Below are 26,660 nucleotides of genomic sequence, written 5' to 3' on the forward strand. Positions count from 1 at the left end.
ATTCCCGGTCCTTCATACCGCCACCGGCGCCTTGATCGCCGGCAGCGGGTCGTAATCCTCGATGGCGATGTCTTCGAAGGTGAACGCAAACAGGTCGCTCACCGCCGGATTGAGCCGCAGTTTCGGCAGCGCGCGCGGCGTGCGTGACAGCTGCTCGCGCGCCTGCTCGAAGTGGTTCGAATACAGATGCGCATCGCCCAGTGTGTGCACGAAATCGCCCACGCCCAGCCCGGTCGCCTGCGCCACCATCTGCGTCAGCAGTGCATAGCTGGCGATGTTGAACGGCACGCCCAGGAAGATGTCGCCGCTGCGCTGGTAGAGCTGGCAGCTGAGCTTGCCGTTGGCCACGTAGAACTGGAACAGGTTGTGGCACGGCATCAGCGCCATCTTCGGCAGGTCGGCCACGTTCCAGGCGCTGACCACCAGGCGACGCGAATCCGGATTGCGCTTGATCTCGTCCACCAACCAGCGCATCTGGTCGATCTCGCCACCCTCCGGCGTGGCCCAACTGCGCCACTGCTTGCCGTAGACCGGGCCGAGATCGCCATTCGCATCGGCCCACTCGTCCCAGATGCCGACCTTGTTGGCCTTGAGGTAGGCGATGTTGGTGTCACCCTTCAGGAACCACAGCAGCTCATGGATGATCGAGCGCAGGTGCAGCTTCTTGGTGGTGACCAGCGGGAAGCCTTCGTTGAGGTCGAAGCGCATCTGCCAGCCGAACACGCTGCGCGTGCCGGTGCCGGTACGGTCGGATTTCTCCGTGCCGTGCTCCAGCACGTGCTGGAGCAGATCGAGATATTGCTTCACTTGGCGGGCTCCACTGCCGGCACCGGCTGCAGCACCGGTGCGCGCCGCGACAGCCACAGCAGGAACAAGCCCAGCGCGATCAACGGCAGGCTCAGGATCTGCCCGCGCGTCAGCCAACCGAAGGCGACGTAGACGCCGTTGTCGGGCATGCGCACGAATTCCACCGCAAAGCGGAACACGCCGTACAGCAGCGCGAACACGCCGGACACCGCATAGCGTGCACGCGGCTTCATCGAGAACACCCAGATCACGCTGAACATCACCAGCCCTTCCAGCACGGCTTCATACAGCTGCGAGGGATGGCGCGCATAACGATCCAGCAATCCGGCCGCGTACTGCTGCTGGATCTGCGCCGCGCTCATCAGCTCCTGCATCGGCGCCTGCCCGGCCGGAATATCCGACAACGGTGCATGCGGGAAGATCACGCCCCAACCCGCCTGGGTGAACTTGCCCCACAACTCACCGCCGACGAAGTTGCCGAGCCGGCCGAAACCCAGCCCCAGCGGCACCAGCGGCGCGATGAAGTCGACCACGTCGAACACGTGCAGCCGATGCTTGCGCGCCCACCACGCCACCGCGATCAGCACACCGAGCAGGCCACCGTGGAAGCTCATGCCGCCTTCCCAGACCTTGAACAGGATCAGCGGGTTCTGCAGCAGCGCGTCGAACGCGTAGAACAGCATGTAGCCGATGCGCCCGCCCAGCACCACGCCGAGCATCGAGTAGAACAACAGGTCGGAGAAGCCGTTGTCGTCCACACCCGGCAGCCGACCAGCGCGGATGCGGGCACGCCCCAACACCCAGGCGGCGAGGAAACCCAGCAGGTACATGATCCCGTACCAGTGAACCTGCACCGGCCCCAGCGAAAAAGCGATCGGGTCGATGTTGTGGAGATAGATCATGCGCGGCAGAGCCCGGCGGAAAGCGAGGCCGCCATTTTGCCAGCTAAGCCGGTCGCGGGGCTGTACCGCCCTTCACCGGGCCAGATCCGCGGGGCGCCCTCCTAGAGCGAAGCTCGCTCCGCTGGAGCTCTCCCATGAAAGCCCAGCCGAGCAAGCTCGGCTCTACGACTCAAGGACTAACCCAGCACCTGCGGACGATCGGGCAGTTCGTTCTCGTCCGGCTCATCGCCATTCCGCGGAAAATGCTCGGCTAGCAGGCCCGATACCGCCTGGATCCCGCTGGTCACCGCCTTTTCGACCCGACCGGAGCGCAGGCCCTCTTCCATCCGCCTGCACACCTCCTGCCATTGTTCCTCGGCCACCTTCCCGTGCAGGCCCCGGTCGGCCACGATCTCGATCGCGTGATCGGCCAGCAGCAGGTAGATCAGCACGCCGTTGTTGGCGTGGGTATCCCAGGTCCGCAACTGCGCGAAGGCATGCTCGGCGCGCGCGCGTGGGCCCACCCCGCGCAGCAGCGCCATGGCGGGTAGGTCCGATTCGACCGCGAACATGATCTCGCCGTGGTGCGCCTGCTCGCAGGCGGCGATGGTCGCGGCGATCGCGTCCAGCCGCTCGGGCGGGAACAGGCTGCGCGCCGAAGGCGCAAACAGATGTCGGACCCAGCGCATCACCAGCTCCCCGAGGCGCCACCGCCTCCCGACGAACCACCGCCACCGCCCCAGCCGCCCCCTCCGCCGAAGCCGCCGCCTCCACCACCGAATCCACCGCCGCCCCAGCCTCCCCACCCGCCCACGCGGGCGAAGCTGCCCGGTGAACCGGACAGCAGGCCGATGAACAAACCGATCAGCGCCGCCAAACCGCTGGCGAAGAACAACGAGGTGAACAGCAGCGCCGCGCCACCTGCCACGCCGCCGCTGAGCAGTGCCCGCAGCGGACGCGGCAACCACCCGAACAGACCACGCGCGATGTTGGCGGCGACAAAGCCGACGAACAGCGCCACCAGCCAGCCGCCACCGGAAGCACCGCCCGCCGGCGCCTGATGACCGCTGACCGGCGCCGGCAGCGCCTCGCCATCGATCAACTGGACCAGCACACCGGTCGCTTCCTGGATACCGCCGGCGTAATCGCCCTGGCGGAAATGCGGCGCCAGGTACTCCTGGATCACCCGATTGGCGATCGCGTCAGGGATCGCCCCTTCAAGCCCATAGCCGGGCTGGATGCGGACACGTCGATCGTCCTTGGCGACCACCAGCAGCAGGCCATCGTCCACGCCCTTGCGGCCGAGCTTCCACGCATCGAACACGCGCTGGGTGTACTCCTCGATCGTCTCCGGCTGGGTGCTGGCGACGATCAGCACCTGCAACTGGCTGCCCTTCTGCTGCGCCAATGCTTGCGCCTGCTGTTCGAGCTCCTGCTTCTGTGCCGTGTCGAGCGTGCCGGTCTGGTCCACCACCGGCGAATCCAGCGCGGGAATCGCCGCCAACGGCTGCTGTGCCCAGGCTGGCACCAGCAGCGCCAGCCACAATGCCAGCGCCGCCGCGCAATGCCGAAGGGCGGGCATCATCGAGGTGGCCTCAGTTACCCGGCGCAGGTGCCTGCTGCGGGGCCTGCTGCGGCTGCGGGGCCGACTGCGGGCTGCCGAAATCCACCGTCGGCGCGCGCGAAACCTCGCCCTCGTTGGCAACGCTGAAGTTCGGCTTTTCCTTGGCGCCGGTGACCTTGGCGGTGAGCACCTGCGGGAACTGGCGGATGTAGGTGTTGTAGTCCTGCACCGACTGGATGTAGCGACCGCGCGCCACGGTGATGCGGTTCTCGGTGCCTTCCAGCTGCGCCTGCAGATCACGGAACGACTGGTCGGCCTTCAGCTGCGGATAGTTCTCGCTGACCACGAGCAGGCGCTGCAACGCGCTGCCGAGTTCGCCCTGCGCCTGCTGGAAGTTCTGCAGCGACTGCGCATCCTCGGCGTTGACCTGGATCTGGCCGACCTTGGAGCGCGCCTCGGTGACCTGGGTCAGCACCTGCTGCTCATGCTGGGCGTAGCCCTTGACCGTATTGACCAGGTTCGGGATCAGGTCGTAGCGGCGCTGGTACTGGTTGAGCACTTCCGACCAACCCGCCTTCACCGCCTCATCCTTCTGCTGGATCGTGTTGTAGCCGCACCCGGCCAGCGAGGCGACCACCACCCACAGCAGCAACGAACGGATCAGCAGACGCATGACACTACTCCGGTGCGGTACTAGGGAGCTCCAGCATGCCATGAACCCCCTGTGCACGGGATGTGCAGGCCGGGCGCTCCGCCGCGCTACCGGCAGATCACCACTTGCCGGCGCCGGGCACGTCGTGCGCGGCGGCACGGCGGCGCATCAGCAGGTTGAGCCACTCCACCAGCACCGAGAACCCCATCGCCGAGTAGATGTACGGCTTCGGCACGTGCACCTCCAGCCCATCCAGGATCAGCACCACGCCGATCATCACGATGAAGGCCAGCGCCAGCATCTTCACGGTCGGATTGGCATCGATGAAGCGGCCCAGCGGATTGGCCGCCAGCAGCATCACCGCCACCGACAGCAGGATCGCGGCAACCATCACCGGGATGTGTTCGGCGATGCCGACCGCGGTGATCACCGAGTCCAGCGAGAACACGATGTCGATGATCGCGATCTGCAGGATCACCATCCCGAACACGCCGGTAGCCTTGTTGGTGGTCGGGTCGCTGTCCTCGCCGCCGGTGATCAGCTCGCGGATTTCCATGATGCCCTTCACCAGCAGGAACACGCCGCCGACGACCAGCACCAGGTCACGCACCGAGATGCCCATCCCGGCCACGGTGAACAGGTTGGCCTGCATGTGCGCCAGATACGCCAGCGACACCAGCAGCGCGATGCGGGTGATGCAGGCCACCGCGATACCGAGGCGACGCGCGAACGGTCGACGTTCTTCCGGCAGCTTGCTGACTGCGATCGAGATGAACACCAGGTTGTCGATACCGAGCACGATTTCCAGTGCGCTGAGCGTAATCAGCGTCAGCCAGGCATTGGGATCGGTCAGCAGTTCGAGCAGCATGGGAAAACCTTCAATTGGGAAATGTCAGAGATAACGCGGCGCCAGGATCAGTGCCCAGCACAGCAATACGTTCATCAACAGCACGAACACCGCCGCCGAGCCCATGTCCTTGGCGCGGCCGGCCAGTTCATGGTGCTCCGGGCCATAGCGCTCGATCACCGCCTCGATCGCCGAGTTGGCCAGTTCCATCGCCAGCACCAGCAACAGCGAGCCGATCATCAGCACACGCTCGACCGGGGTCTGGCCCAGCCACAGCGCCAACGGCGCCAGCACGACCGTCAGATACACCTCGAGCCGGAACGAGGACTCGTGCAGCCAGGCCGCACGCAACCCCTGGAACGACCACACCGCCGCCTTGAGCATGCGTCGTGGACCACGTGGCAGATGCCCGGACTGATCAGCCATCTCAGCAATGTCCTGGCGCAAGGCAAAAGCGTGGCGCGCGACGGCAACAATCAGTCATCGGACAGGTCATCGGGCACGGGAACGAGGGTAATGAGCCCGTAATTCTGCCACATCCGCCGTTTTGGTCACTCCGACAAGGCCGCGACGATTTGCCCGAACCCCACCGTCGGCGCACCATGGCGGCCGGTTCCACCGCGTCGGGATTGCCCGTGAAACACCGCCTCATCCGCTCCGCACTGCTGGCACTGGCCTTCATCGGCGTCCAGGCCCACGCACTCGAACACCCCGCCCCGAAGATCCCGGCCCAGGTGTCCAATCCCGCATGGGAAGAGGACATGACCAGGTTCGAAGCCGCCGACGCCGCCCATCCCCCGCCGCAACACGGGATCCTGTTCGTCGGCAGCTCCTCGATCCGGTTCTGGGACACGCTGGCCACCGACTTCCCTGGCCAACCGGTGATCAACCGCGGCTTCGGCGGCTCGGAAGTCCGCGACAGCACCTGGTACGCCGACCGCATCGTGATCCCGTACGCCCCGCGCCTGGTCGTGTTCTACGCCGGCGACAACGACCTGGCTGCCGGCCGCACACCCGCCCAGGTACGCGACGACTTCGTCGCCTTCGTACAGCGCGTGCACAAGGACCTGCCCGACACCCGCATCGCCTACATCTCGATCAAACCCAGCCCCTCACGCGCGCAGCTGATCCCGCAAGTCATAGAAGCCAACAGCCTGATCCGGCACGCCGCCTCACGACTGCCGCACGTGGATTTCATCGACGTCTACACCCGCATGCTGGACGCCAGCGGCCAACCGCGCCCCGAACTGTTCCGCGAAGACCAACTGCACATGACCCGCGCCGGCTATGAAATCTGGCGCGACGCGGTAGCTCCGGAACTGGCGCGCAAGTAAGCGGCGCACCAGGAACACCAAACAAAGCCCAGCCCCCGCTTTGCTGTGGCTGTGGCTGTGGCTGTGGCTGTGGCCGTTGCCGTTGCCGTTGCCGTTGCCGTTGCTCATGATTTTGCCTTTGCAGTTGCTCTTTGCTTTCCCGGGGCCCCATCCGCAGCGACGGAGCCAGCAGGAAAAACCCGAAGGGCGACGTGCATGGATGCACGTCGTTTTCTGCCGCGGCATGGATGCCGCGTCAGAAAATCCCGCTGGCGCAGTGCACCCGTAGCGCAGCGAAGGGCGCGAGGACTGGGGCGTGTTTCTTTGGGTTACGTTTCTTTGCACGAGCAAAGAAAGGTGACTCGCTCCGAAGGAGCGAAAGCCTTGGCTGTTGCTGTTGCTGTTGCTGTTGCCGTTGCCGCAACGTCAAACCCAAGAAGCAACGTCCATGGATCTTCGATCCCCGGCCATCGGCATAGCGCCGATGGCGCTCAGCACCACGCGAGCCAGTGGCTCGCAAGCAGTGGCGCTTCGCCCCCGCTTCCGCGGGGATGACGGTAGAGAGATGGCGAGGGAAGTCGCTGGATCCCCACCTTTGCGGGGAAAACGGTAGAGAGATGACGCAGGCGCAGAAATCATCAGACCCCGGACGACACCCCTCAATCAAATCGAACCGTAAACACAGTCCCCACCCCAAGCTCACTCTCCAACTCAATCCGCCACCCAAACCGATCACACAACCGCCGCACGATAGAAAGCCCCAACCCCGTCCCCAACGGCCGATCCGGCTCAGCCCGGAAGAACGGCTCGAACGCGCGCCGCCGCGCCTCCTCGCTCATGCCGATCCCGGTATCGCGCACCACGACACCATCACTGCGCACCTCGACCACCACACTGCCGCTGTCGGTATAGGCACAGGCATTGCGCAGCAGGTTGCTCAGCACCACCCGCAGCACGCGCGGCGGCGCATGCAGCGCCAACGCATGGACAAACCTCATCTCTACCCGCACCGGCTTCTCGCCCAACAGCTCGCGCGCGCTTTCGACCTCTTCCTCGACCAGATCGGCGACATCGAAGGTCTCGCTCTGCGGCGCAACCTCCGCCTCGCGCGCCAGGATCAGGAACGCGTCGATGACCGCCTCCATGTCGCGCCCCGCGCGCTGGATGCGGCGCAGGCTGCGCTCCACGCGCGGCGATACGCCTTCCTCGGCGATCGCCATGTCGGTGGCCACGCGCACCACCGTCAGCGGCGTGCGCAGCTCATGGCTGGCATCGCGGGTGAAGTTGCGTTCGCGTGCGACGTGCTCGCCGACCCGCGTGGCCATGGTGTGCAGGGCCAACGCCAATTGCCGCGTCTCGCCCTGCAGGTCGTCGGGCAGATGCTCCGGCGCCAGATCGCTGGCATCGGGATGGCGCGGATCCCAGTTCGCCACCCGCCGTGCCAGCCAGTTCACCGGCGAGACCAGGCGCTTGGACATGCGGTAGGTCAGCCACGACACCAGGTACACCGCCAACAGGATCAGCAGCACCGGCACCGCCCCGAACCAGAAGGCGAGGTGCTGGGCCTGCGAACGCAGGAAGGCCACGTACAGCGTCCCCTGCGGATGGTCCTGCACCAGCACCAGTTGGTCCTGCCGGGGCAATTCGTGGAATCCGGCCGGCAGGTTGCGCATGTGTTCGGGCAGCGCCAGACGCGATGAACCGGGCGGCAGCAGGTAACCGCGGATCGTCGAGGTGTTGGGCGGCGGCTGCGACGGCGATACTTCGTACAACTGCCAGAAATGCGTGGCCTCGTCCTGCAGCACGGTGCGGATCAGGCTGTACTTGATGACCGCCGACACCAGATACGCGCCCACCACGATGGCCAGACTCGCCAGCACGGTCTGCACGATGAACGCGATGCGGATTTTGCGGGGCAACCCGTAGGGCATTACGGCGTCCAAGGATGCGCGCCGGAATTATAGGTAGGAGCGGCGCCGGCTGCCGGTGCCGACCACCGCGCGATGCAGGCTCGCATCGCGCGGCGGTCAGGCTGGGGTGTCGGCGCACAGCCGACGATACTCAGCCCATCGGCTGGGCGATATCGGCGATGCGGTAACCGGCGCTCTGCACGGTGTGCAGCAGCGGCCGGTCGAACGGCTTGTCGATGATCTTGCGCAGGTTGTACAGGTGGCTGCGCAGCGTGTCCGAGTCCGGCAGGCCGTTGCCCCAGATCTCGCGCTCGATCTCCTGCCGGCTGACGACCCGCGGTGACTCGCGCATCAGGATGGTCAGCAGCTTCAGGCCGATCGGCGAGAGCTGCAGCTCGGTGCCGGCACGGGTCGCACGCATGCTGACCGGGTCGAGCACCAGGTCGGCGACCTTGAGCACCTCCGATCCCACCTGGCGGCGTTCGCGGCGGATCAGCGCGCGCAGCCGGGCTTCCAGCTCCTGGATCGCGAACGGCTTGGTCAGGTAGTCATCCGCCCCGAAACCCAGGCCGGTCAGCTTGTCGTCCAGGGTGTCGCGCGCGGTCAACATCAGTACCGGCGTGGACTTGCGCGCGTCATTGCGCAGCCGGCGACAGACTTCGATGCCGTCCAGACGCGGCAGCATCAGGTCCAGCACGACCACGTCGTAACTGTTCTCGGCCGCCAGGCGGTAGCCGTCCAACCCATCGACCGCGTAATCGACCTCGAAGCCGCGGCCCTCCAGATACTCCCCGATCATCTCGGAAATATTGCGATTGTCTTCAACGACCAGTACCAGTCCGGACGTTTCCTTGGTCTGACGCATGGAAATCCCTCGATCTTCAGCTTTGTGAAACATGCCGTATCGCGGGTAGATATCGCGTGAAGAAATAACGGCGCGAATAAATCGTTCCAAATCAGTTAATTACGATCTTCCTCAAAACCGGCCAGACGTTGTCGAGCACCTTGGGCTGAGCCGCGGCGGTGGGATGCAGTCCGTCGGCCTGCATCAGCTCCGGGTGCAAGGCGACGCCCTCCAGGAAGAACGGCACCAGCGGCAACCGGTACTGCTCGGCCAGTTGCGCATAGACGCCCCTCAGCCGCTCGCGGTAGGCGGGGCCGTAGTTGGGCGGCACGTCGATGCCCAGCAGCAGCACCTGTGCACCGGCCTGGCGGCTGAGGACGATCATCCGGTCCAGATTGGCCTTGAGCTGCGTCGGTGCCAGCCCGCGCAGGGCGTCGTTGCCCCCCAGCTCGATCACCACCACGCCGGGATGATGCTTTTCCAGCAATCCGGGCAGGCGGGTCAGCGCGCCGGAACTGGTCTCGCCGCTGATGCTGGCATTGACGACGGCCGGTGGCGCCTTCATCTGCTGTTTGAGGCGCTGTTCGAGCAGGCTCACCCAGCCCGACTGCACCGGGATGTTGTGAGCCGCGCTCAAGCTGTCGCCCACCACCAGGATCGGGCCACTACCCGGACCTTTGGCATAGGCAAGCGCCGGCACGAGCAGCCAGCATGCAAGCAGAAGCCATGTCGCCATGGCCCGATAACGCAATCGCAGTCCGTATTCCATCCGGAGAACTCCTCATCGAACGCCAGCCCCCACACTCCCCCGTCGCACTCGATGTGCGCGACGTCGGCAAGTCCGTCGACGGACCGGAAGGCACCCTCCACATCCTCGACAACATCGGCTTGACGATCAATGAAGGCGACAGCGTCGCGATCGTCGGCGCCTCCGGTTCGGGCAAGACCACCCTGCTCGGCCTGCTCGCGGGGCTGGACCTGCCGACCCGCGGCAGCATCACCCTGGCCGGACACGCGCTGGGCGCGCTCGACGAGGAAGCGCGCGCGGCCTTGCGCGCCCGCGAGGTCGGTTTCGTATTCCAGAGCTTCCACCTGCTGCCCTCGCTGACTGCCGAGGAGAACGTCGCGCTGCCGCTGGAACTGGCCGGCCGCGAGGATCCGGCACGCGTGCGCGAGGTGCTGCAGGCAGTCGGGCTGAAGTCGCGTGCGCGCCATTACCCGCGCCAGCTCTCCGGCGGCGAGCAGCAACGCGTGGCGCTGGCGCGTGCGTTCGTGGCACGACCGCGCATTCTGTTCGCCGACGAGCCGACCGGCAGCCTCGATCAAGCCACCGGCCGCCAGGTCAGCGACCTGTTGTTCGCGCTCAACGCCGACAGCGATACCACGCTGGTGCTGGTCACCCACGACACCACGCTGGCGCGGCGCTGCCAGCACGTCTATCGCATCGACGGCGGGCGCCTGTACCGCCAGCAGGATGCCGACGCATGAACATCCTGCGTCAGGCATTGCGCTCGGTGCGGCGCGAATTCCTCGCCGGCGACCTGCTGACCGTGTTCGCCGCGCTGGTGCTCGGCGTGGCGGTGATGACCGCGGTCGGCACGCTGGTCAACCGGGTGACGCTGGCGCTGACCTCCAGCGCGGCCGAAGTGCTCGGCGGCGATCTGGGCGTCACCGGCCGCCAGGACATCCCGCAGGATTTCGCCGATGAAGCCGCGCGGCGCGGCCTGCGCAGCACGCGCATGGTCGCCTTCCCTAGCGTGCTGTTCCATGGCGAGGCCAGCCAGATGGCGACGATCCGCGCGGTCGGCGACGGCTATCCGCTGCGCGGACAACTACTCGTCTCACGCGAAGCGTCCGGCACCGCCGGCACGCCCGGTGGCGCCCCGCCAGCAGGCGAGGCCTACGCCGATCCACGCCTGATCGAAGCGCTGGGCCTGAAGCTCGGCGATGCGCTGGAATTCGGCGCCGGCACGCTCAAGGTCACCGGCGTGCTGCGCGCCGAGCCCGACGCCTCCGGCGAGCTGCTGCAGCTCTCGCCACCGCTGATGGTCAATCGCGCCGACGTCGATGCCGCCGGCCTGCTCGGGCCCGGCAGCCGCGCCTCGTACCGGCTGATGTTCGTCGGCGCGCCCGATGCGATCGCCGGCCTGCGCGACTGGCTCAAGCCGCGCGCCACCGCCTACCAACTGGTCGGCATCCAGGACACCCAGCGCGGCATGCGCGCCGCGTTCGACCGCGCCGGACGTTTCCTTTCGCTGTCGGCGCTGCTGGCGGTGCTGTTGTCAGGCGTGGCGACCGCGCTGGCGGCCAACCGTTTCGCGCTGCATCGCATCGACACGGTGGCGGTGCTGCGCTGCCTCGGCGCACGCCAGCGCGACATCCTGCTGAGCCTGGCGCTGCAACTGCTGCTGGTGGCGATCCCGGCCTGCCTGATCGGCATCGGGATCGGCATGTTGGCGCAGGAAGGCCTGGTGCAGGCACTCGGCAGTCTCGTCCCCGAACGTCTGCCGCTGCCACAGGCCACGCCGGCGTTGACCGGCGCCGGCATCGGCCTGGTGCTGCTGCTCGGCTTCGGCCTGCCGCCGCTACTGCGGCTGCGCAACGTGCCGCCAATGCGCGTGCTCAACCGCAGTTTCGCGGTGGCGCCGCCGGCCTCGTTGTTGACCTATACGGCAGCGCTCATCGCCACGCTCGCGCTCACCGTCCACGCCACCGGCGATGCCAAGCTGGCCGCCTGGGTGCTCGGCGGACTGGCGGCGCTGGCGCTGGTGTCCGGTGGCCTCGGCGCACTGCTGCTGACTGCCATCCGTGGGCTGCAGCATCGCCTGCGCGGTCCATGGCGGCTCGGGCTGGCCTCGCTGACGCGGCGGCGAGCGCTCAGCGTCGTGCAACTGGTCGGTCTGTCGCTGTCGCTGTGCGCGCTGCTGTTGCTGGCGGTGGTCGGCCCGGGCCTGCTCGGCCAGTGGCGCGACCGTCTGCCGGCCAATACGCCCAACTACTTCCTGATGAACATCCAGCCCGAACAGACCGACGCGGTACGCCGTCATCTGGCGGCGCTGAACGTGAAAGACGCCGACGTGGAGCCGTTCAGCACCGGACGACTGGTGGCGATCAACGAGCGTCCGCCGCAGCGCCAGGAACGTGGCCCGGATGATCAGGGCGAAGATCGGCCGATCAACTTCTCCTGGCGTCGCGACTTCCCACCCGCCAACAAACTCACCGCCGGTCGTTTCTGGGAACCGGCCAGCACCGCGGCCGAGGCTTCGGTCGAGGACGGCTGGGCCAAGCGCTACGGCATCAAGCTCGGTGATCGCATCACCCTGCTGCTCGGCGAACAGCAACGCAGCTTCACCGTCACCAGCCTGCGTGCGGCCGACTGGGATTCGTTCCGGGTCAACTTCTTCCTGCTGCTCAACGCCGGCGCGGTCGGCGACGCGCCATACAACCTGATTTCCAGCTTCCATCTGGCGCCGGGCAAGGCACCGCAGTTGGCCGCGCTGACCCGCGATCTGCCCAATGTCTCGGTGTTGGACATCGACGCGATCCTGGTGCGGGTGCGCGAGGTGATGGAGCAGGTCGGGCAGGCGGTGCAACTGGTGATGGGCTTCAGCCTGCTTGCCGGCCTGCTGGTGCTGCTGGCCGCGTTGCAGGCCACTGCCGGCGAGCGTCGCTATGACAGCGCGGTGCTGCGCACGCTCGGTGCCAGCAGTCCGCAGTTGCGCGGTGCGGTGCTGGTGGAGTTCGGTGCACTCGGGCTGTGCGCCGCGCTGCTGGCAGTGGCCGCTGCTGCCGGGATCGGTACGGCGGTGGCGCAACAGGCATTCGAACTCAGCTTCTCTCCGCCCTGGTCGACCCTGCTGCTGGGCGGCGCTGCGGGAATCCTGCTGAGCATGTTCGCCGGTTGGTCCGGTACCCGCCGGATCCTGTCCACGCCGCCAGCGCTGGCGTTGCGCGCTCCCTGATCCGCGCAGGAGCGGCTTCAGCCGCTCCTGCGGGCGGGCCGTTATGCCTATCGGGCATATGCATCGATCGAATCGTTCGTTCGTCTTCCCGCAACCGCCGCCTACTGTCGAAGGTCCAGCCGTCCGCCGGCGTCCCCGCCGCCCAGGTGACTTGACCATGGCCAACCTCTCCGCCGCGCGTACCTTCGCGCCGGCCCCTTCCGCTGGTTCCGTGCGGATCCGCCCCTTCGATGGCCCGCTGGGCGCGGAGGTGCTGGGTCTGGACCTGTCGATCCCGCTCGACCCGGACACCTTCGCGCGCATCCACCAGGCGCACCTGCAGCATCACGTGCTGGTGTTCCGCGACCAGCACATCGATCCGGCGCAGCAGGTCGCCTTCAGCCGCCGGTTCGGGCCGTTGCAGATCCACGTGCTGCGCAAGTTCCAGCTGCCGGAATATCCGGAGGTGCTGGTGGTCTCCAACATCAAGGAGAACGGCGAGCCGATCGGCCTGGGCGATGCCGGCTACTACTGGCACTCGGACCTGTCCTACAAGGAACGCCCCAGCCTCGGCTCGCTGCTGCACGCGCAGGAGCTGCCGTCCGAGGGCGGTGACACTCTTTTCGCCAACCAGCACCTGGCGTGGGAAACCCTGCCACAGGCGCTGAAGAACGCCGTGGAGGACCTGCGCGCCGAACACAGCTACCTCGCCAAGTACGAGGAGCTGCGCGCACGCAACCCGTGGCGCCCGGCACTCACGCCCGAGCAGATCGCCGAAGTCGCGCCGGTGCAGCACCCGGTGGTGCGCACGCATCCGGAGAACGGCCGGCGTGCGCTGTTCGTCAGCGAGCACTTCACCACCCGCATCGTCGGCGTGCCGCAGGACGAGAGCGATGCGCTGCTGCGCGAGCTGTTCGCGCACAGCACGCGCGAGCAACTAGTGTACCGCCATCGCTGGCAGCCGCACGACATGGTGTTCTGGGACAACCGCTCGGTGACCCATCTGGCCGCCGGCACGCCCGACCACCTGCGCCGCCGGCTGCATCGCACCACCATCGAAGGCGACGTGCCGTTCTGAGCGGTTCCGTTCCTGCACCCCGCCCCTTCCCCCACCGGAACGACGCATGCCCCCGATTTCCTCCCTTCCGTCCACAGTGCCGGCACGCCCACGCGCCGGCAGCCTGCTGCTCGCCCTGGCACTGTCCGCACTGGCGCTGCTGCACAGCACGCAGGCACAGGCCGAGGGCCAGCTGCGCATCGCCAAGCAGTTCGGCATCGTCTACCTGCTGCTGGACGTGGCCCAGGACCAGAAGCTGATCGAGAAGCAGGGCAAGGCCGCCGGCGTCGATATCGACGTGCAGTTCCTGCAGCTGTCCGGCGGCGCGGCGGTCAACGACGCCCTGCTCAGCGGCGCGATCGACGTCGCCGGTGCCGGGGTCGGCCCGTTGTTCACGATCTGGGACCGCACCCGCGGGCGCCAGAACGTGCGCGGCGTGGCCTCGCTCGGCAACTTCCCGTACTACCTGATCAGCAACCAGCCGCGGATCAGGAGCATCGGCGACTTCACCCCGCGCGATCGCATCGCGCTGCCGGCGGTGGGCGTGTCGGTGCAGTCGCGGCTGCTGCAATACGCCTCGGCGCAGCGCTGGGGCGACAAGGGCTACAACCAGCTCGATCCGCTGCAGGTGGCGCTGCCGCACCCGGACGCGGCGGCGGCGATCATCCGCGGCGGCACCGAGATCGGCGCGCACTTCGCCACCCCGCCGTTCCAGGAACAGGAGCTGGCGCGCAATCCCAAGGCCCATATCGTGCTGAACTCCTACGACGTCACCGGCGGCCCGTCCTCGGCCACGGTGCTGTACGCCACCGAGAAGTTCCGCCGCGACAACCCCAGGACCTACCGCGCCTTCGTCGCCGCGCTGGCCGAGGCCGCGCGCTTCGTCAGCGAACATCCCGAGCAGGCCACCGACATCTTCCTGCGCCGCAACGGTTCCTCGATCGACCGCGCGCTGGTGCTGAAGATCCTCCAGGACCCGCAGGTGCAGTTCAAGGTCGCCCCGCAGAACACGCTGGGGCTGGGCAAGTTCCTGCACCGCGTCGGCGCGATCAAGCAGGAACCCGGCTCGATCAACGACTACTTCTTCGACGACCCGCTGATCGCGGGCGGGAGCTGAGCGATGAACCTGTCGATGCTGCCGGCGCCGCTGCTGCAGGTGGACGGCGTCAGCCTGGAATACGCCAATGCGCGGCGCGTGGTCCGTGCCACGCATCGGGTCAGCTTCGACGTGTACGCGGGCGACCGCTTCGTGCTGCTGGGGCCGTCCGGCTGCGGCAAGTCGACCCTGCTCAAGGCGATCGCCGGTTTCGTCGCCCCGCGCGAGGGCCAGATCCGCCTGGACGGCCGCGCGGTGCACGCGCCCGGGCCGGACCGGGTGGTGGTGTTCCAGGAGTTCGACCAGCTCTCGCCATGGAAGACGGTGCGCCAGAACGTGGTGTTCGGACTGCGCGCCACGCACCGGCTCGGTCGCGCCGAGGCCCGCGAGCGCGCCGATCATTACCTCGACAAGGTCGGATTGAGCGGCTTCGCCGACGCCTACCCGCATACCCTGTCCGGCGGCATGAAGCAGCGCGTGGCGATCGCGCGCGCACTCGCCGCGCAGCCGCGGGTGTTGCTGATGGACGAGCCGTTCGCCGCGCTCGACGCGTTGACCCGCCGGCGCATGCAGGAACAGTTGCTGGAACTGTGGGAGCAGGCGCGCTTCACCCTGCTGTTCGTGACCCATTCGATCGAGGAGGCGCTGCTGGTGGGCAACCGCGTGCTGTTGCTGTCCGCGCATCCGGGCCAGGTGCGCGCCGAACTCAACGCACACGCGTTCGCGCCGCACAGCGCCGGCAGCGTCGCGTTCCAGCAGGCTGCGCGGCGGATCCACCAACTGCTGTTCGACGATGCCCCCCTGAACGAACCGCCGGCAGCCGCCAGCAACATCGCGCTGCTGCACCCGGCCGGCGCACGTCGCGAGGTGGTCTCGTGAGCAGTTCCGACAGCGCACTGCCGCCGATCCGCGCCGAATACGAGCGGCCGGTACTGCCGGTCGATCCGGCGCTGCTGTCGGCACCGCGCCGGCAACGGTGGACCGCACCGCCCTGGCTGCGCAGGGTGCTGATCCTGACCGCGCTGGCGCTGGCCTGGGAAACCGCCGCGCGCCTGGTCGGCGACGACCTGTTGCTGCCCAGCTTCCTGCAGACCGCACGCGCCTTCTACGAGGGTCTTGCATCCGGCGAGCTGCTGCACCGGGTCGGCAATTCGCTGGGCGTTCTGGCACAGGCCTACCTGCTGGGCGTGGCGCTGGCGTTCGTGCTGGCGGCCCTGGGGGCCTCCACCCGGCTCGGGCGCGACCTGCTCGACACCCTGACCTCGATGTTCAACCCGCTGCCGGCGATCGCGCTGCTGCCGCTGGCGCTGCTGTGGTTCGGCCTGGGCCAGGGCAGCTTGGTGTTCGTGCTGGTGCATTCGGTGCTGTGGCCCTTGGCGCTGAACACCCACGCCGGCTTCTCGGCGGTGCCGGAGACGCTGCGGATGGCCGGGCGCAACTACGGCCTGCGCGGGCTGCGCTACGTCGCCGCGATCCTGGTGCCAGCGGCGCTGCCCTCGATCCTGTCCGGGTTGAAGATCGCCTGGGCGTTCGCCTGGCGCACCCTGATCGCCGCCGAGCTGGTGTTCGGCGCCACCTCCGGCCAGGGCGGCCTGGGCTGGTACATCTTCCAGAACCGCAACGAGCTGTACACCGATCGCGTGTTCGCCGGCCTGGCGATGGTGATCCTGCTCGGGCTGCTGGTGGAGGGCGTGGTGTTCCAACTGCTGGAACGGCTGACCGTGCGGCGCTGGGGCATGCAGCGCTGACTCCAGCTCATAGGCGGCCTCGATGGCCCGCCTTGGTCAATCCCTTTTTCTACACAGGAACCGGCGCTCGGTATGCTGCGGCACCTTCCCACGACGCGCCGCCATGCCCGCCTCCTCGTTCACGGCCTACCTCTATCCCGTGTTGCTGCTGCTTGCCAGCAACGTGTTCATGACATTCGCCTGGTACGGCCACCTCAAGTTCAAGAGCTCGCCGCTGATGCTGGTGATCCTGGTCAGCTGGGGCATCGCGTTCTTCGAGTACTGCCTGCAGGTACCGGGCAACCGGATGGGCAGCGCGGTGTATTCGGCGCCGCAGCTCAAGGGCATCCAGGAAGTGATCACGCTGCTGGTGTTCGCGGCGTTCTCGTCCGCCTACCTCGGCCAGTCGCTGAAGTGGAATCACTGGGCGGCGTTCGCGCTGATCACCGTGGCGGCGTTCCTGATGTTCAAGGAGTGAGCCGCGCGCAAGCCGCGCCACAGCCGATGCAGTTGCGGACAGGTACGCATTGATCGGCGGCACACGCTCCGGATTGCGTCCACATCAGAACCAGCGCGGAAGGATCATCCGGACTGGTCTCGCCCGATCCGGCTACAGCCGTATCAGCGGCGCCCTGGCGGCATCGTCGCTGACGGCATGGCGAGCGCCGCCGCTGCAGCAGCAATCGTGCATGGCTGCAGGAACAGGCAGATCGAGTCCCTCCTCCTGTGCAACCCGACGCAGCAGCCCGGCTCCCAGCGCCGACAGCGGCGCCGGACTGGCCGCCAGTTCGTCGCCGAGGCCGCCGATGGCGTGCAGGCGCAGCACGCTCATCCGCCAGGTGTCACCGCGTACCCGGTTGGCCAGGCGACGCCACAGCCGCTCGCCGATTCCGCCACTGCTGTCCTGGGCCGGCAAGCCGGGCAAGGCCGACGCCAATCGGTCCCAGGCCAGGAAGTCGCTGTCCGGCAGCAGGTGCAGGCGCCAGCAGCACTGGCCCTCGCGATCGAAGAACCACAGGCTCTCGCGCAGCCCGTCGCTATCCATCTGCAACTGCACGGCCAGCGTCGCCGAACGTGCCCAGCCGGCCAGCTCACTACCGAACGAAGGTCGATAAAGGCATAGCACGGTGCCCAGCGTCGCCAGCTGCGAAGGACGAGGCAGCGCATCGGTGGCCTCGGCTTGTCGGGTCACCGGCGCGACGAAAACCCCCGACGCCGGCATCGCGATCGACTCGCGGCCGGACGAGCGGGAGGGAGAGAAAGAAGCGGAGAAAGCCGGATGTCGCATGCGGATCTCCTTGGAACGTGTCGTCGATTTCCGAGCAGGTCACAGCGAGCCTGTCGGGCCACTTCGATGCTGCATGGCGCTTCGCCACACCGATCGCCGGCGCATGCCTCCGTGGGGGAGGACTGAGTCAGAAGCGCTGGACGACGACCATCTGGGAGGCGTTGGGCCCACCTGGGGCCACGTCATCATCCAGAAGGGATGACGCGCCCCAGGCCGATGAAGCGACTTACTTGGTCAGGATCAGCTTGTCGTTGCTGGTGTGGCGCAGGCGATAGATACGGTCGCCGTGCTGGATCAGCACTTCGCGGCGCCCCTTCAGCAGCGCGTCGCTGCCGATGGTTTCCTCGACCGGCACCGCACGCACGGTGCGATCGCGCAGCGACAGGGTTTCGGGACGCAGCAGGACGGGTTGAGCAGTCATGATCCGTACTCTCGGAGTGGGTGTCGGGATCAAATGATAATTATTCTCACAAACTAATCAAGAGGCGTTCTCATCTTTTCCGATTGATGCTGTCGATGTGATCCGCCCGGGAGGTCGGGGCGGATCAATCACGCCAGAAGGCGCTCAGCCCGCCACGGCTGCCTCGATCCGCTGCCAGACGCTGGCGTCGTGGCGCTCCAGCACGTCCAGCGCGCCGAGGTTCTCCTCAAGCTGCGCGACCCGGCTGGCACCCAGGATCACACTGGATACGTGCGGATTGCGCAGGCACCAGGCGATCGCCAACGGGCTGGGGCGCTCGCCCAGCTCTTCGGCCAACGCAGTGAAGCGGCGCGCCTGGGCAACGCGATCGGCCCCGCCCGATCCGAGCACTTCCTCGCGCAGCCATCCGTAGCCGGGCTGGTCCAGGCGCGTGCCGCTAGCGACACCCTCGTTGTACTTGCCGGTGAGCAGGCCGGACGCCAGCGGCGACCAGATGGTCGTGCCCATGCCGGCATCGCACAGTTCGGCGTACTCGCGCTCCACGCGCAGGCGGTGCAGCAGGTTGTACTGCGGCTGCTCCATCGACGGGCCGAACAGATGCTCGGCGCTGGCGATCTCGCGCGCCTCGCGGATCAGCGTGGCCGGCCATTCGGAGGTGCCCCAATAGAGCACCTTGCCCTGGCGGACCAGCAAGTCCATCGCCCGCACGGTTTCCTCGACCGGCGTTTCCGGATCGGGGCGGTGGCAGAAATAAAGGTCCAGGTAATCCACCCGCAACCGGCGCAACGCGGCGTGGCAGGCATCGACGACGTGCTTGCGCGACAGCCCGCGCTGGGTCGGTGCCGGCGATTCCACCGCGCCGAAGAACACCTTGCTGGAGACGCAGTAGCCATCGCGCGGCAGGCGCAGGTCGGCGATCACATCGCCCATCACCTGCTCGGCCTGGCCGGCGGCATAGGTTTCGGCGTTGTCGAAGAAATTGACCCCGTGATCCCAGGCGCAGGCGATCAGGTTGCGGGCTTCGTCGCGGCCGATCTGGCGCCCGAAGGTCACCCAGGCGCCGAAAGAAAGTGCAGACAGTTGCAGGCCAGTGGAACCCAGGCGGCGGTAGAACATGCAATCACTCCTCGCAGGCAGGGATGGCGGCACCGCCATCGGATCGGTCGGCAGTGTAAGGCGCGGCGGCGAAAGGACGCGGTAAACGCGCCGATCTGGCGGCGCGCGCGCCACCGTGAGCAGGGTTTTCCTTGCTCGCTGCCCGGCCCTGCCCTAGGCTTCCCGTTTTGCCGGACGCAGGGGCTACGCATGGTCGGAGTTTTGGGGAGGAGCAGCCTGTTGCACGCCACCGATCATTGGGCCGGTTTGGTCGATGGATTGGGGCGGGTCGGCTTCGGCCTGTTCGGGCTGGCCGTTCTGATCGGCATCGCCTGGCTGTTTTCCAACAACAAGCGCGCGGTGGACTGGCGCCTGGTCGCCACCGGCGTGATCCTGCAGATCGCGTTTGCCGGCGTGGTGCTGCTGGTTCCCGGCGGGCGCGACGTGTTCGACTGGCTCGGCCAGCTATTCGTGAAGGTGCTGAGTTTCGTCAACGAAGGCTCGACCTTCGTGTTCGGCAGCCTGATGGACACCAAGAATTACGGCTTCATCTTCGCCTTCCAGGTGTTGCCGACGATCATCTTCTTCTCCGCGCTGATGGGCGTGCTCTACCACCTGGGCGTGATGCAGATGGTGGTGCGGGCGATGGCGTGGGCGATCACCAAGGTGATGCGCGTATCCGGCGCGGAGACCACCAGTGTCTGCGCCAGCGTGTTCATCGGCCAGACCGAGGCACCGCTGACGGTGCGCCCGTACATCGCCAAGATGACCCAGTCCGAGCTGCTGACGATGATGATCGGCGGCATGGCGCATATCGCCGGCGGCGTGCTGGCCGCCTACGTGGGCATGCTCGGCGGCGGCGACCCGGCGCAGCAGGCGTTCTACGCCAAGCACCTGCTCGCCGCTTCGATCATGGCCGCGCCGGCGACACTGGTGGTGGCCAAGCTGCTGATCCCGGAAACCGGCACGCCGCTGACCCGCGGCACGGTCAAGATGGAAGTGGAAAAGAACACCAGCAACATCATCGACGCGGCCGCGGCCGGCGCCGGTGATGGCCTGCGTCTGGCGCTGAACATCGGCGCGATGCTGTTGGCGTTCATCGCGCTGATCGCGCTGATCAACGCGCCGCTGACCTGGGTCGGCGACGTCACCGGCATCGCCTCCGCGATCGGCAAGCCGACCAACCTGTCCACCATCCTCGGCTATCTGCTGGCGCCGGTGGCCTGGGTGATCGGCACGCCGTGGGCGGATGCGACCACGGTCGGTGCGCTGATCGGCCAGAAGGTGGTGATCAACGAATTCGTCGCCTACACCGAGCTGTCGCAGATCCTGAAAGGACAGGTGCCGGGCATGGTGCTGAGCAAGGAAGGCGCGCTGGTCGCCACCTACGCACTGTGCGGCTTCGCCAACTTCAGCTCGATCGCGATCCAGATCGGCGGTATCGGCGGGCTGGCGCCCGAGCGCCGCCACGACCTGGCCAAGTTCGGCCTGCGCGCGGTGCTGGGTGGCTCGATCGCCACCTTCATGACCGCCACCATCGCCGGCGTGCTCTCGCACTTCGGCTGAGCGGCGGCGGTTCAGCCGCCACCGCGTCCAATCAAGCAAGCCACGTTTCACTCAAGCAAGCAGGTATCAAGATGAGTTCGGTTGTAGTCGTCGGTTCCTTCAATGTCGATCACGTCTGGCGCTGCGAGGCGTTGCCCGCCCCGGGCGCGACGATTGCCGGCCGCTACAGCACCGGACCCGGCGGCAAGGGCTTCAACCAGGCGGTGGCCGCCGCACGTGCCGGCGCGAAAACCGCGTTCGTGTGCTCGCTCGGCGATGACCCCGGCGGCGCGATGGCGCGCGGCCTGGCCGCGCAGGACGGCCTGGAACTGGTCGCCGAGCCCAGCAGCGAACCCACCGGCACCGGCGGCATCTACGTCGATGGGCATGGCCGCAACACCATCGTGATCGGACCCGGTGCGAATGCGGTGCTGAGCACCGGCTTCATCGAAGCCCAGCGCGCGCGGATCGAAGCGGCGCAGGTGGTGCTGGCACAGCTGGAATCGCCGGTGGAGACGATCGAAGCGACGTTGCTGCTGGCACGCGAAGCCGGCGTGCTGACCGTGCTCAACGCCGCCCCCGCCAACGCCCAGAGCACCATCGGCCTGCTCAAGGCCGCCGACGTGCTGACGCCCAACGAGACCGAATTCGCCGCACTGCTTGGCCGCCACGTCGGTGAGCGCCTCAGCGCCGACGACGTCGCCGCCACCGACGGCAATACGCTGCACGCGCTGTGCCGCAAGCTGCTGCCGGGCGGCACGGTGATCATCACGCTGGGCTCGGTCGGCGCCTTCATCTCGCATGCCGACGAGCAGTTGCGCGGCGATGCCCAGCCCTACTACCGGGTCGGTGCCGAGAGCGCGCATACCATCGACACCACCGGTGCCGGCGATGCGTTCAATGGCGCGCTGGCCGCGTCGCTGGCGCAGCAGCCGACCGCGGCGTTCGCCCAGCACGTGCGCTTTGCCAACCGCTATGCCGCCCGCTCGACCGAAGTCGCCGGGGCCGCGGTATCGATGCCGCACCTGACCCCGGACAGCGCGGCCTGAGTCCAAGCGGGTGCCCTGTGCACCCGCCTCCCTGATCCGGCGGCGATCGCCGTCCGAATGTGGCGATGCCGACATGAACCGGCATACCCGTGACATTTTGATTCGATAACGAATCTCATTAACACTCCGCGGCCACTTCATTCCCGTGCGCCGCTCATGCCCCGCTGTCACCTGCTTTCCGCCGCCCTGCTGGCCGTCCTGGCCACCCCGCTCGCGCATGCCCAGTCCGGCGACGTGGTCGATCTGGACAAGCTGACGGTGTCCGCCAGCACCAGCCGCATGCCGACCTCGGAAGCCGCACTGCCCAATACGATCACCGTGATCGACCGGGTGCAGTTGGAGCAGCAGCTGGCACTGACCCAGGACCTGTCGCAGGTGCTGTCCAACCTGATCCCGTCGTTCTCGCCGAGCCGGCAGAAGCTCACCAACGCCGGCGAGACCCTGCGCGGGCGCAAGCCGCTGTACCTGGTGGACGGCGTGCCGCAGTCCACGCCGTTGCGCGATGGCGGTCGCGACGGCCACACCATCGACCCGGCGATGATCGAGCGCATCGAGGTCATCCATGGCGCCAATGCACTGCAGGGCCTGGGCGCGTCCGGCGGCATCATCAACATCATCACCAAGCGCGCACCGCGCCAGGACGGACAGACCTTCCAGGAGGTCAGCCTCGGCACCAGCAGCGCGCTGCCGCACAAGCGCGACAGCAGCGGCTACCGCGGCGCCTATCTGTTCGGCACGCGCCAGGGCGCGTTCGACTTCGTCGGTGGCGTGTCCTACGCGCAGGAAGGGCTGTATTACGACGGCGACGGCCGCGCGATCGCGGTCAACGATGTGCAGGGCGACCTGATGGACGCCAGCAGCCGCAGCGTGTTCGCCAAGGCCGGCTGGACCATCGACGACCATCGTCGCCTGCAGTTCACCGCCAACCACTATCAGTTGCAGGGCGACAACGACTACCTGACCGTCAACGGCAATCCCGCCACCGGCCTGCTCGCCACCTCCCGGCGCGGCCGCAAGGATGCCGAGGCACCACGCAACCGCTCCACCTCGCTGACGCTGGACTACAGCGACACCGCACTGGCCGGCGGCTACCTGCAGGCGCAGGCGTACTGGGTGGACTTCAACGGGCTGTATGGCGGCACCGCCTTCACCAATCTCTGGAACGACGGCCGCAATACCTTCGACCAGTCGCAGAACACCTCGGAGAAGGTCGGCGCCAAGACCAGTTGGTCGCGCGACGAACTGTTCGGCCTGCCGGTACGTGCCACCTTCGGCCTGGATCTGGCGCGTGACCGCACCTACCAGGAACTGGTGCACAGCGGCCTGAAGTGGGTGCCGGCCACCACCTACACCTCGCTGTCGCCGTTCGTGCAGGCCGAATGGCGGCTCGCGCCGCAATGGCTGCTCACCGGCGGATTGCGCTACGAACACGGCAAGCTGGAGGTGAACGACTTCACCACCATCCCCAGCAACAACGGTGGCCAGTTCGTACGCGGCGGCAAGCCGACCACCAACGAGACACTGCCCAACGTCGGCCTGGTCTGGGAAGCCACCGACGCGCTCAAGCTGTATACCTCGTACTCGGAGGGCTACACCGTCGCCGACATCGGCCGCGTGCTTCGTGCGATCAACATCCCGAACCAGGACGTGGGCAATCTGGTCGACATCAGCCCGGTGATATCGGACAACCGCGAAATCGGCGTGGATTACGACGACGGCCGTTGGCTGGTGCACGCGGCCTACTACTGGTCCGACGCCGAACACGGCACCCGACTGGATTACGACTACACCATCCAGAGCTACCGCGTGGCGCGCGAGCGCACCGAGATCCGTGGCTTCGAAGGCACCGGCTCCTGGCAGTTCTCCGAGCGGGGCCGCATCGGCGCCGGCTACGCCACCACCGTTGCTCGCTACGACAGCAACCGCGACGACCGCGTGGACAGCGACATGCCCGGTGCGAACGTCAGCCCAGACCGCGTCACCGCGTTCTGGCAGCAGCAATGGACACCGGGCTTCTCCACCCGTGTGCAGGGCAATCGCGCGATCAGCCGCCGCTTCGATCTACGCGGTACCGAGGTGGACCGCTTCGACGGCTACACCACGCTCGACCTGCAGGCGACCGTCGCGCTGCCGCTGGGGCGCCTGAACATCGGCGTGGAGAACCTGCTGGGCGAGCAGTACGTGACCTATTACGCCCAGACCACGCCACGCAACGACACCTACACCGCCGGGCGCGGGCGGGTGCTGACGCTGGGCTGGATAGCGCGCTTCTGACCGGCATGACGCGGGTACCGGGAGCCTCCACAGTGCTCCCGGTACAATGCGCGGCATGCGTATCGGCCCCTACCTGATCGAACCGAACGTGGTCCTGGCCCCGATGGCCGGGGTCACCGACAAGCCGTTCCGGCAGCTGTGCAAGCGCCTGGGCGCCGGCCTGGCGGTGTCGGAGATGACGATCAGCGACCCGCGCTTCTGGAACACCCGCAAGTCGCGCACCCGCATGGACCATGACGGCGAGCCCGACCCGATCAGCGTGCAGATCGCCGGCACCGAACCGCAGCTGCTGGCCGAAGCGGCGCGCTACAACGTCGACCACGGCGCGCAGATCATCGACATCAACATGGGCTGCCCGGCCAAGAAGGTCTGCAATGCCTGGGCCGGCTCGGCGCTGATGCGCGACGAGACGCTGGTGGCGCGGATCCTGGAAGCGGTGGTCGGCGCAGTGGACGTACCGGTGACGCTGAAGATCCGCACCGGCTGGGACTGCGACCACCGCAACGGGCCGGTGATCGCGCGTATCGCCGAGCAGAGTGGCATCGCTTCACTGGCGGTACACGGCCGCACCCGCGACCAGCACTACACCGGCATGGCCGAGTACGAGACCATCGCCGCGATCAAGGCGCAGCTGTCGATCCCGGTACTCGCCAACGGCGACATCGACTCGCCACGCAAGGCCGAGCAGGTGTTGCGGCAAACCGGCGTGGACGCCGTGATGATCGGCCGCGCCGCACAGGGCCGGCCGTGGATCTTCGGCCAGATCGCCCACTACCTGGCGACCGGCGAGGAACTGCCACCGCCATCGCTACCGGAGGTGCGCACGATCCTGCTGGGCCACCTGCGCGAACTGCACGACTTCTACGGCGAGCTGCAAGGCGTGCGCATCGCCCGCAAGCACCTGGGCTGGTACGCCAAGGACCACCCGGAAAGCGGCGCATTCCGTGCCGTGGTCAACCGCGCGGAAACCGCCGAAGAACAACTGCGCCTGACTGCCGACTACTTCGACCGACTGATCGCAGGCGACGTGCTGTCGGCTGCGGCGTAAGGTGAATTCGCAGCGCCGCGGTTGATCTTGCGGTTGCGGTTGCGGTTGCCGTTGCCGTTGCCGTTGCCGTTGCCCGTGATTTTGACTTTGCAGTTGCCCTGGACTTTGACTTTCCCGGGGCCCCATCCGCAGCGACGGAGCCAGCGGGAAAAACCCCGCAGGGGCGACGCACATGGATGTGCGTCGTTTTCTGCCGCGGCATGGATGCCGCGTCAGAAAATCCCGTTGGCGCAGTGGACCCGTAGCGCAGCGGAGGGCGCGAGGACTGGGGCGTGCTTTCTTTGGGTTACGTTTCTTTGCACGAGCAAAGAAAGGTAACTCGCTCCGAAGGAGCGAAAGCCTTGGCTGTTGCTGTTGCCGTTACTCCAAACCCAAGAAGCAACATCCATGGATCTTCGATCCCCGGCCATCGGCATAGCGCCGATGGCGCTCAGCACCACGCGAACCAGTGGCTCGCAAGCAGTGGCGCTTCGCCCCCGCTTTCGCGGGGATGACGGTAGTAGAGATGGCGCGGAAGTCACTGGGTCCCCGCCTTCGCGGGGACGACGGTAGTGAGATCGCGTGGAAGTCGCTGGGTCCCCGCCTGCGCGGGGACGACGGTAGATAGATGGCCGTGTGCCTCCCAGCCATCGCCTTCACCCACGCGAAGACGATGGCCGCGAGCACGACCCCCAGGCCGTGCCCAACACCACCCAATCAGCCCGCAACGATGAACCGCTTAGCATCCTCGATGAAGCTCTTCTCACCGAACGGTGCCTCGTTCGAACCGAACGGCATCTGCGCACGCAGCTTCCACGACGCCGGCACGTTCCACTCCTTCTGCACCGCCTCATCGACGATCGGGTTGTAGTGCTGCAGGCTGGCGCCGATACCGGCCTCGGCGAGCACGGTCCACACCGCGAACTGGGCGATACCGGAGGAGTGCTCGGACCAGATCGGGAAGTTGTCGGCGTACAGCGTGAACTGCTCCTGCATGCCCTTGACCACATCCTGGTCCTCGAAGAACAGCACGGTGCCGGCACCGGCGGCGAAGCCGGCCAGTCGCTGTTCGGTCTGGGCGAAGCTGTCGGCCGGAACGATCTTGCGCAGACCTTCCTTCACCAGATCCCAGAACTTCACGCTCTGCGCGCCGAACAGGATCACCGCGCGCGAGCTTTGCGAATTGAACGAGGACGGGGTCTGGCGGATGGTTTCCTTGATCAGGGCGGTGATCTCGTCCTGGCTGAGCGGCAACTGCTTGCCGAGCGCGTACTGGGTGCGACGCTTGCTGATCGCTTCGAGTGCCTTGTTGGTCATTGCGT

26 protein-coding genes are annotated in these 26,660 nt (G+C 67.1%); 12 read left to right on the forward strand and 14 right to left on the reverse strand.

Features of this window, described 5'->3' with window-relative positions; genetic code table 11:
• Positions 1-12 precede the first annotated feature (12 nt).
• The 7 genes from AC3WJE_RS01785 to AC3WJE_RS01815 form a co-directional block, all read right to left on the reverse strand.
• On the reverse strand, positions 13-807 hold the full coding sequence (locus AC3WJE_RS01785; RefSeq protein WP_493729059.1) for a thymidylate synthase: 795 nt from the start codon (positions 805-807) through the stop codon (positions 13-15).
• Positions 804-1,709, reverse strand: a complete 906-nt coding sequence (gene lgt, locus AC3WJE_RS01790; RefSeq protein ID WP_493729060.1) for a prolipoprotein diacylglyceryl transferase — start codon at positions 1,707-1,709, stop codon at positions 804-806. Before lgt ends, AC3WJE_RS01785 begins: the two co-directional genes overlap by 4 nt.
• Before the next feature lie 176 nt (positions 1,710-1,885).
• Positions 1,886-2,377, reverse strand: coding sequence for a TPM domain-containing protein (locus AC3WJE_RS01795; RefSeq protein ID WP_493729061.1), 492 nt, complete (start codon positions 2,375-2,377; stop codon positions 1,886-1,888).
• Positions 2,377-3,273 carry a TPM domain-containing protein gene (locus tag AC3WJE_RS01800; RefSeq protein WP_493729062.1) on the reverse strand — a complete coding sequence of 299 codons (897 nt, stop codon included), beginning with the start codon at positions 3,271-3,273 and terminating at the stop codon, positions 2,377-2,379. The genes AC3WJE_RS01795 and AC3WJE_RS01800 overlap by 1 nt, the downstream gene beginning before the upstream one ends.
• Before the next feature lie 10 nt (positions 3,274-3,283).
• Positions 3,284-3,925 carry a LemA family protein gene (locus AC3WJE_RS01805; RefSeq protein ID WP_493729063.1) on the reverse strand — a complete coding sequence of 214 codons (642 nt, stop codon included), beginning with the start codon at positions 3,923-3,925 and terminating at the stop codon, positions 3,284-3,286.
• Positions 3,926-4,022: 97 nt separating this feature from the next.
• A complete protein-coding gene (locus AC3WJE_RS01810) occupies positions 4,023-4,772 on the reverse strand; it encodes a TerC family protein (protein ID WP_493729064.1) in 750 nt (249 codons plus the stop codon).
• 24 nt (positions 4,773-4,796) lie between these two features.
• The gene (locus AC3WJE_RS01815) at positions 4,797-5,177 is read right to left on the reverse strand and encodes a diacylglycerol kinase (protein WP_493729065.1); all 381 of its coding nucleotides are present in this window, start codon (positions 5,175-5,177) and stop codon (positions 4,797-4,799) included.
• A gap of 209 nt (positions 5,178-5,386) precedes the next feature.
• Between AC3WJE_RS01815 and AC3WJE_RS01820 the strand changes: the two genes are divergently transcribed.
• A complete protein-coding gene (locus AC3WJE_RS01820) occupies positions 5,387-6,085 on the forward strand; it encodes an SGNH/GDSL hydrolase family protein (protein ID WP_493729066.1) in 699 nt (232 codons plus the stop codon).
• A gap of 638 nt (positions 6,086-6,723) precedes the next feature.
• Here AC3WJE_RS01820 and AC3WJE_RS01825 read toward each other — a convergent pair.
• From AC3WJE_RS01825 to AC3WJE_RS01835, 3 genes are all read right to left on the reverse strand, one after another.
• On the reverse strand, positions 6,724-7,995 hold the full coding sequence (locus AC3WJE_RS01825; RefSeq protein ID WP_493729067.1) for a sensor histidine kinase: 1,272 nt from the start codon (positions 7,993-7,995) through the stop codon (positions 6,724-6,726).
• 130 nt (positions 7,996-8,125) lie between these two features.
• Positions 8,126-8,839, reverse strand: coding sequence for a response regulator transcription factor (locus AC3WJE_RS01830; RefSeq protein WP_140723889.1), 714 nt, complete (start codon positions 8,837-8,839; stop codon positions 8,126-8,128).
• 91 nt (positions 8,840-8,930) lie between these two features.
• Positions 8,931-9,554, reverse strand: coding sequence for an arylesterase (locus AC3WJE_RS01835; protein WP_493729068.1), 624 nt, complete (start codon positions 9,552-9,554; stop codon positions 8,931-8,933).
• Here AC3WJE_RS01835 and AC3WJE_RS01840 point away from each other — a divergent pair.
• The 7 genes from AC3WJE_RS01840 (at position 9,545) to AC3WJE_RS01870 (ending at position 17,117) form a co-directional block, all read left to right on the forward strand.
• A complete protein-coding gene (locus AC3WJE_RS01840; RefSeq protein ID WP_493729069.1) occupies positions 9,545-10,306 on the forward strand; it encodes an ABC transporter ATP-binding protein in 762 nt (253 codons plus the stop codon). The two genes, AC3WJE_RS01835 and AC3WJE_RS01840, sit on opposite strands and share 10 nt — an antisense overlap.
• Complete coding sequence (locus AC3WJE_RS01845) at positions 10,303-12,780, forward strand: ABC transporter permease (protein ID WP_493729070.1); 2,478 nt, start codon at positions 10,303-10,305, stop codon at positions 12,778-12,780. The genes AC3WJE_RS01840 and AC3WJE_RS01845 overlap by 4 nt, the downstream gene beginning before the upstream one ends.
• Before the next feature lie 157 nt (positions 12,781-12,937).
• Positions 12,938-13,837, forward strand: coding sequence for a TauD/TfdA dioxygenase family protein (locus AC3WJE_RS01850; RefSeq protein WP_493729071.1), 900 nt, complete (start codon positions 12,938-12,940; stop codon positions 13,835-13,837).
• A 46-nt stretch (positions 13,838-13,883) separates the two neighbouring features.
• A complete protein-coding gene (locus tag AC3WJE_RS01855) occupies positions 13,884-14,933 on the forward strand; it encodes an ABC transporter substrate-binding protein (RefSeq protein WP_493729072.1) in 1,050 nt (349 codons plus the stop codon).
• A 3-nt stretch (positions 14,934-14,936) separates the two neighbouring features.
• Positions 14,937-15,791, forward strand: coding sequence for an ABC transporter ATP-binding protein (locus tag AC3WJE_RS01860; RefSeq protein ID WP_493729073.1), 855 nt, complete (start codon positions 14,937-14,939; stop codon positions 15,789-15,791).
• Between the two features lie 53 nt (positions 15,792-15,844).
• On the forward strand, positions 15,845-16,660 hold the full coding sequence (locus tag AC3WJE_RS01865) for an ABC transporter permease (protein WP_493729259.1): 816 nt from the start codon (positions 15,845-15,847) through the stop codon (positions 16,658-16,660).
• Positions 16,661-16,763: 103 nt separating this feature from the next.
• Positions 16,764-17,117, forward strand: coding sequence for a DMT family protein (locus AC3WJE_RS01870; RefSeq protein ID WP_493729074.1), 354 nt, complete (start codon positions 16,764-16,766; stop codon positions 17,115-17,117).
• A 132-nt stretch (positions 17,118-17,249) separates the two neighbouring features.
• Here AC3WJE_RS01870 and AC3WJE_RS01875 read toward each other — a convergent pair whose 3' ends face one another.
• From AC3WJE_RS01875 to AC3WJE_RS01885, 3 genes are all read right to left on the reverse strand, one after another.
• Positions 17,250-17,927: a hypothetical protein gene (locus AC3WJE_RS01875; RefSeq protein ID WP_493729075.1), complete on the reverse strand. Its 678-nt coding sequence runs from the start codon at positions 17,925-17,927 to the stop codon at positions 17,250-17,252.
• A 226-nt stretch (positions 17,928-18,153) separates the two neighbouring features.
• The gene (gene hemP / locus AC3WJE_RS01880) at positions 18,154-18,348 is read right to left on the reverse strand and encodes a hemin uptake protein HemP (RefSeq protein ID WP_493729076.1); all 195 of its coding nucleotides are present in this window, start codon (positions 18,346-18,348) and stop codon (positions 18,154-18,156) included.
• A 144-nt stretch (positions 18,349-18,492) separates the two neighbouring features.
• Positions 18,493-19,464 (reverse strand): aldo/keto reductase, encoded by a 972-nt coding sequence (locus AC3WJE_RS01885; RefSeq protein ID WP_493729077.1) that lies wholly within the window; start codon positions 19,462-19,464, stop codon positions 18,493-18,495.
• Between the two features lie 219 nt (positions 19,465-19,683).
• On the opposite strand from AC3WJE_RS01885, the gene AC3WJE_RS01890 reads away from it, so the two are divergent.
• The 4 genes from AC3WJE_RS01890 (at position 19,684) to dusB (ending at position 25,359) form a co-directional block, all read left to right on the forward strand.
• Positions 19,684-21,009 (forward strand): NupC/NupG family nucleoside CNT transporter, encoded by a 1,326-nt coding sequence (locus AC3WJE_RS01890; protein ID WP_493729078.1) that lies wholly within the window; start codon positions 19,684-19,686, stop codon positions 21,007-21,009.
• 71 nt (positions 21,010-21,080) lie between these two features.
• A complete protein-coding gene (locus tag AC3WJE_RS01895) occupies positions 21,081-22,037 on the forward strand; it encodes a ribokinase (protein ID WP_493729079.1) in 957 nt (318 codons plus the stop codon).
• 156 nt (positions 22,038-22,193) lie between these two features.
• Positions 22,194-24,311 carry a TonB-dependent receptor gene (locus tag AC3WJE_RS01900; protein WP_493729080.1) on the forward strand — a complete coding sequence of 706 codons (2,118 nt, stop codon included), beginning with the start codon at positions 22,194-22,196 and terminating at the stop codon, positions 24,309-24,311.
• 46 nt (positions 24,312-24,357) lie between these two features.
• Entirely contained in the window at positions 24,358-25,359 is a 1,002-nt protein-coding gene (gene dusB / locus AC3WJE_RS01905; protein ID WP_493729081.1) for a tRNA dihydrouridine synthase DusB, read from the forward strand.
• A 696-nt stretch (positions 25,360-26,055) separates the two neighbouring features.
• On the opposite strand, the gene AC3WJE_RS01910 is transcribed toward dusB, so the two are convergent.
• On the reverse strand, positions 26,056-26,655 hold the full coding sequence (locus tag AC3WJE_RS01910; RefSeq protein WP_493729082.1) for a nitroreductase family protein: 600 nt from the start codon (positions 26,653-26,655) through the stop codon (positions 26,056-26,058).
• Positions 26,656-26,660 lie beyond the last annotated feature (5 nt).

Source organism: Pseudomonas sp. GW821-FHT07E12 (assembly GCF_058986605.1).

Coding starts and splice junctions, on each gene's coding strand:
- AC3WJE_RS01860 (WP_493729073.1), top strand. CDS start 14,937: ATGAACCTGTCGATGCTGCCGGCGCCGCTGCTGCAGGTGGACGGCGTC.
- AC3WJE_RS01805 (WP_493729063.1), bottom strand. CDS start 3,925: ATGCGTCTGCTGATCCGTTCGTTGCTGCTGTGGGTGGTGGTCGCCTCG.
- AC3WJE_RS01895 (WP_493729079.1), top strand. CDS start 21,081: ATGAGTTCGGTTGTAGTCGTCGGTTCCTTCAATGTCGATCACGTCTGG.
- AC3WJE_RS01795 (WP_493729061.1), bottom strand. CDS start 2,377: ATGCGCTGGGTCCGACATCTGTTTGCGCCTTCGGCGCGCAGCCTGTTC.
- AC3WJE_RS01800 (WP_493729062.1), bottom strand. CDS start 3,273: ATGATGCCCGCCCTTCGGCATTGCGCGGCGGCGCTGGCATTGTGGCTG.
- AC3WJE_RS01900 (WP_493729080.1), top strand. CDS start 22,194: ATGCCCCGCTGTCACCTGCTTTCCGCCGCCCTGCTGGCCGTCCTGGCC.
- AC3WJE_RS01845 (WP_493729070.1), top strand. CDS start 10,303: ATGAACATCCTGCGTCAGGCATTGCGCTCGGTGCGGCGCGAATTCCTC.
- AC3WJE_RS01835 (WP_493729068.1), bottom strand. CDS start 9,554: ATGGCGACATGGCTTCTGCTTGCATGCTGGCTGCTCGTGCCGGCGCTT.
- AC3WJE_RS01825 (WP_493729067.1), bottom strand. CDS start 7,995: ATGCCCTACGGGTTGCCCCGCAAAATCCGCATCGCGTTCATCGTGCAG.
- AC3WJE_RS01885 (WP_493729077.1), bottom strand. CDS start 19,464: ATGTTCTACCGCCGCCTGGGTTCCACTGGCCTGCAACTGTCTGCACTT.
- AC3WJE_RS01840 (WP_493729069.1), top strand. CDS start 9,545: ATGTCGCCATGGCCCGATAACGCAATCGCAGTCCGTATTCCATCCGGA.
- AC3WJE_RS01815 (WP_493729065.1), bottom strand. CDS start 5,177: ATGGCTGATCAGTCCGGGCATCTGCCACGTGGTCCACGACGCATGCTC.
- AC3WJE_RS01830 (WP_140723889.1), bottom strand. CDS start 8,839: ATGCGTCAGACCAAGGAAACGTCCGGACTGGTACTGGTCGTTGAAGAC.
- hemP (WP_493729076.1), bottom strand. CDS start 18,348: ATGACTGCTCAACCCGTCCTGCTGCGTCCCGAAACCCTGTCGCTGCGC.
- dusB (WP_493729081.1), top strand. CDS start 24,358: ATGCGCGGCATGCGTATCGGCCCCTACCTGATCGAACCGAACGTGGTC.
- AC3WJE_RS01850 (WP_493729071.1), top strand. CDS start 12,938: ATGGCCAACCTCTCCGCCGCGCGTACCTTCGCGCCGGCCCCTTCCGCT.
- lgt (WP_493729060.1), bottom strand. CDS start 1,709: ATGATCTATCTCCACAACATCGACCCGATCGCTTTTTCGCTGGGGCCG.
- AC3WJE_RS01810 (WP_493729064.1), bottom strand. CDS start 4,772: ATGCTGCTCGAACTGCTGACCGATCCCAATGCCTGGCTGACGCTGATT.
- AC3WJE_RS01875 (WP_493729075.1), bottom strand. CDS start 17,927: ATGCGACATCCGGCTTTCTCCGCTTCTTTCTCTCCCTCCCGCTCGTCC.
- AC3WJE_RS01855 (WP_493729072.1), top strand. CDS start 13,884: ATGCCCCCGATTTCCTCCCTTCCGTCCACAGTGCCGGCACGCCCACGC.
- AC3WJE_RS01910 (WP_493729082.1), bottom strand. CDS start 26,655: ATGACCAACAAGGCACTCGAAGCGATCAGCAAGCGTCGCACCCAGTAC.
- AC3WJE_RS01870 (WP_493729074.1), top strand. CDS start 16,764: ATGCCCGCCTCCTCGTTCACGGCCTACCTCTATCCCGTGTTGCTGCTG.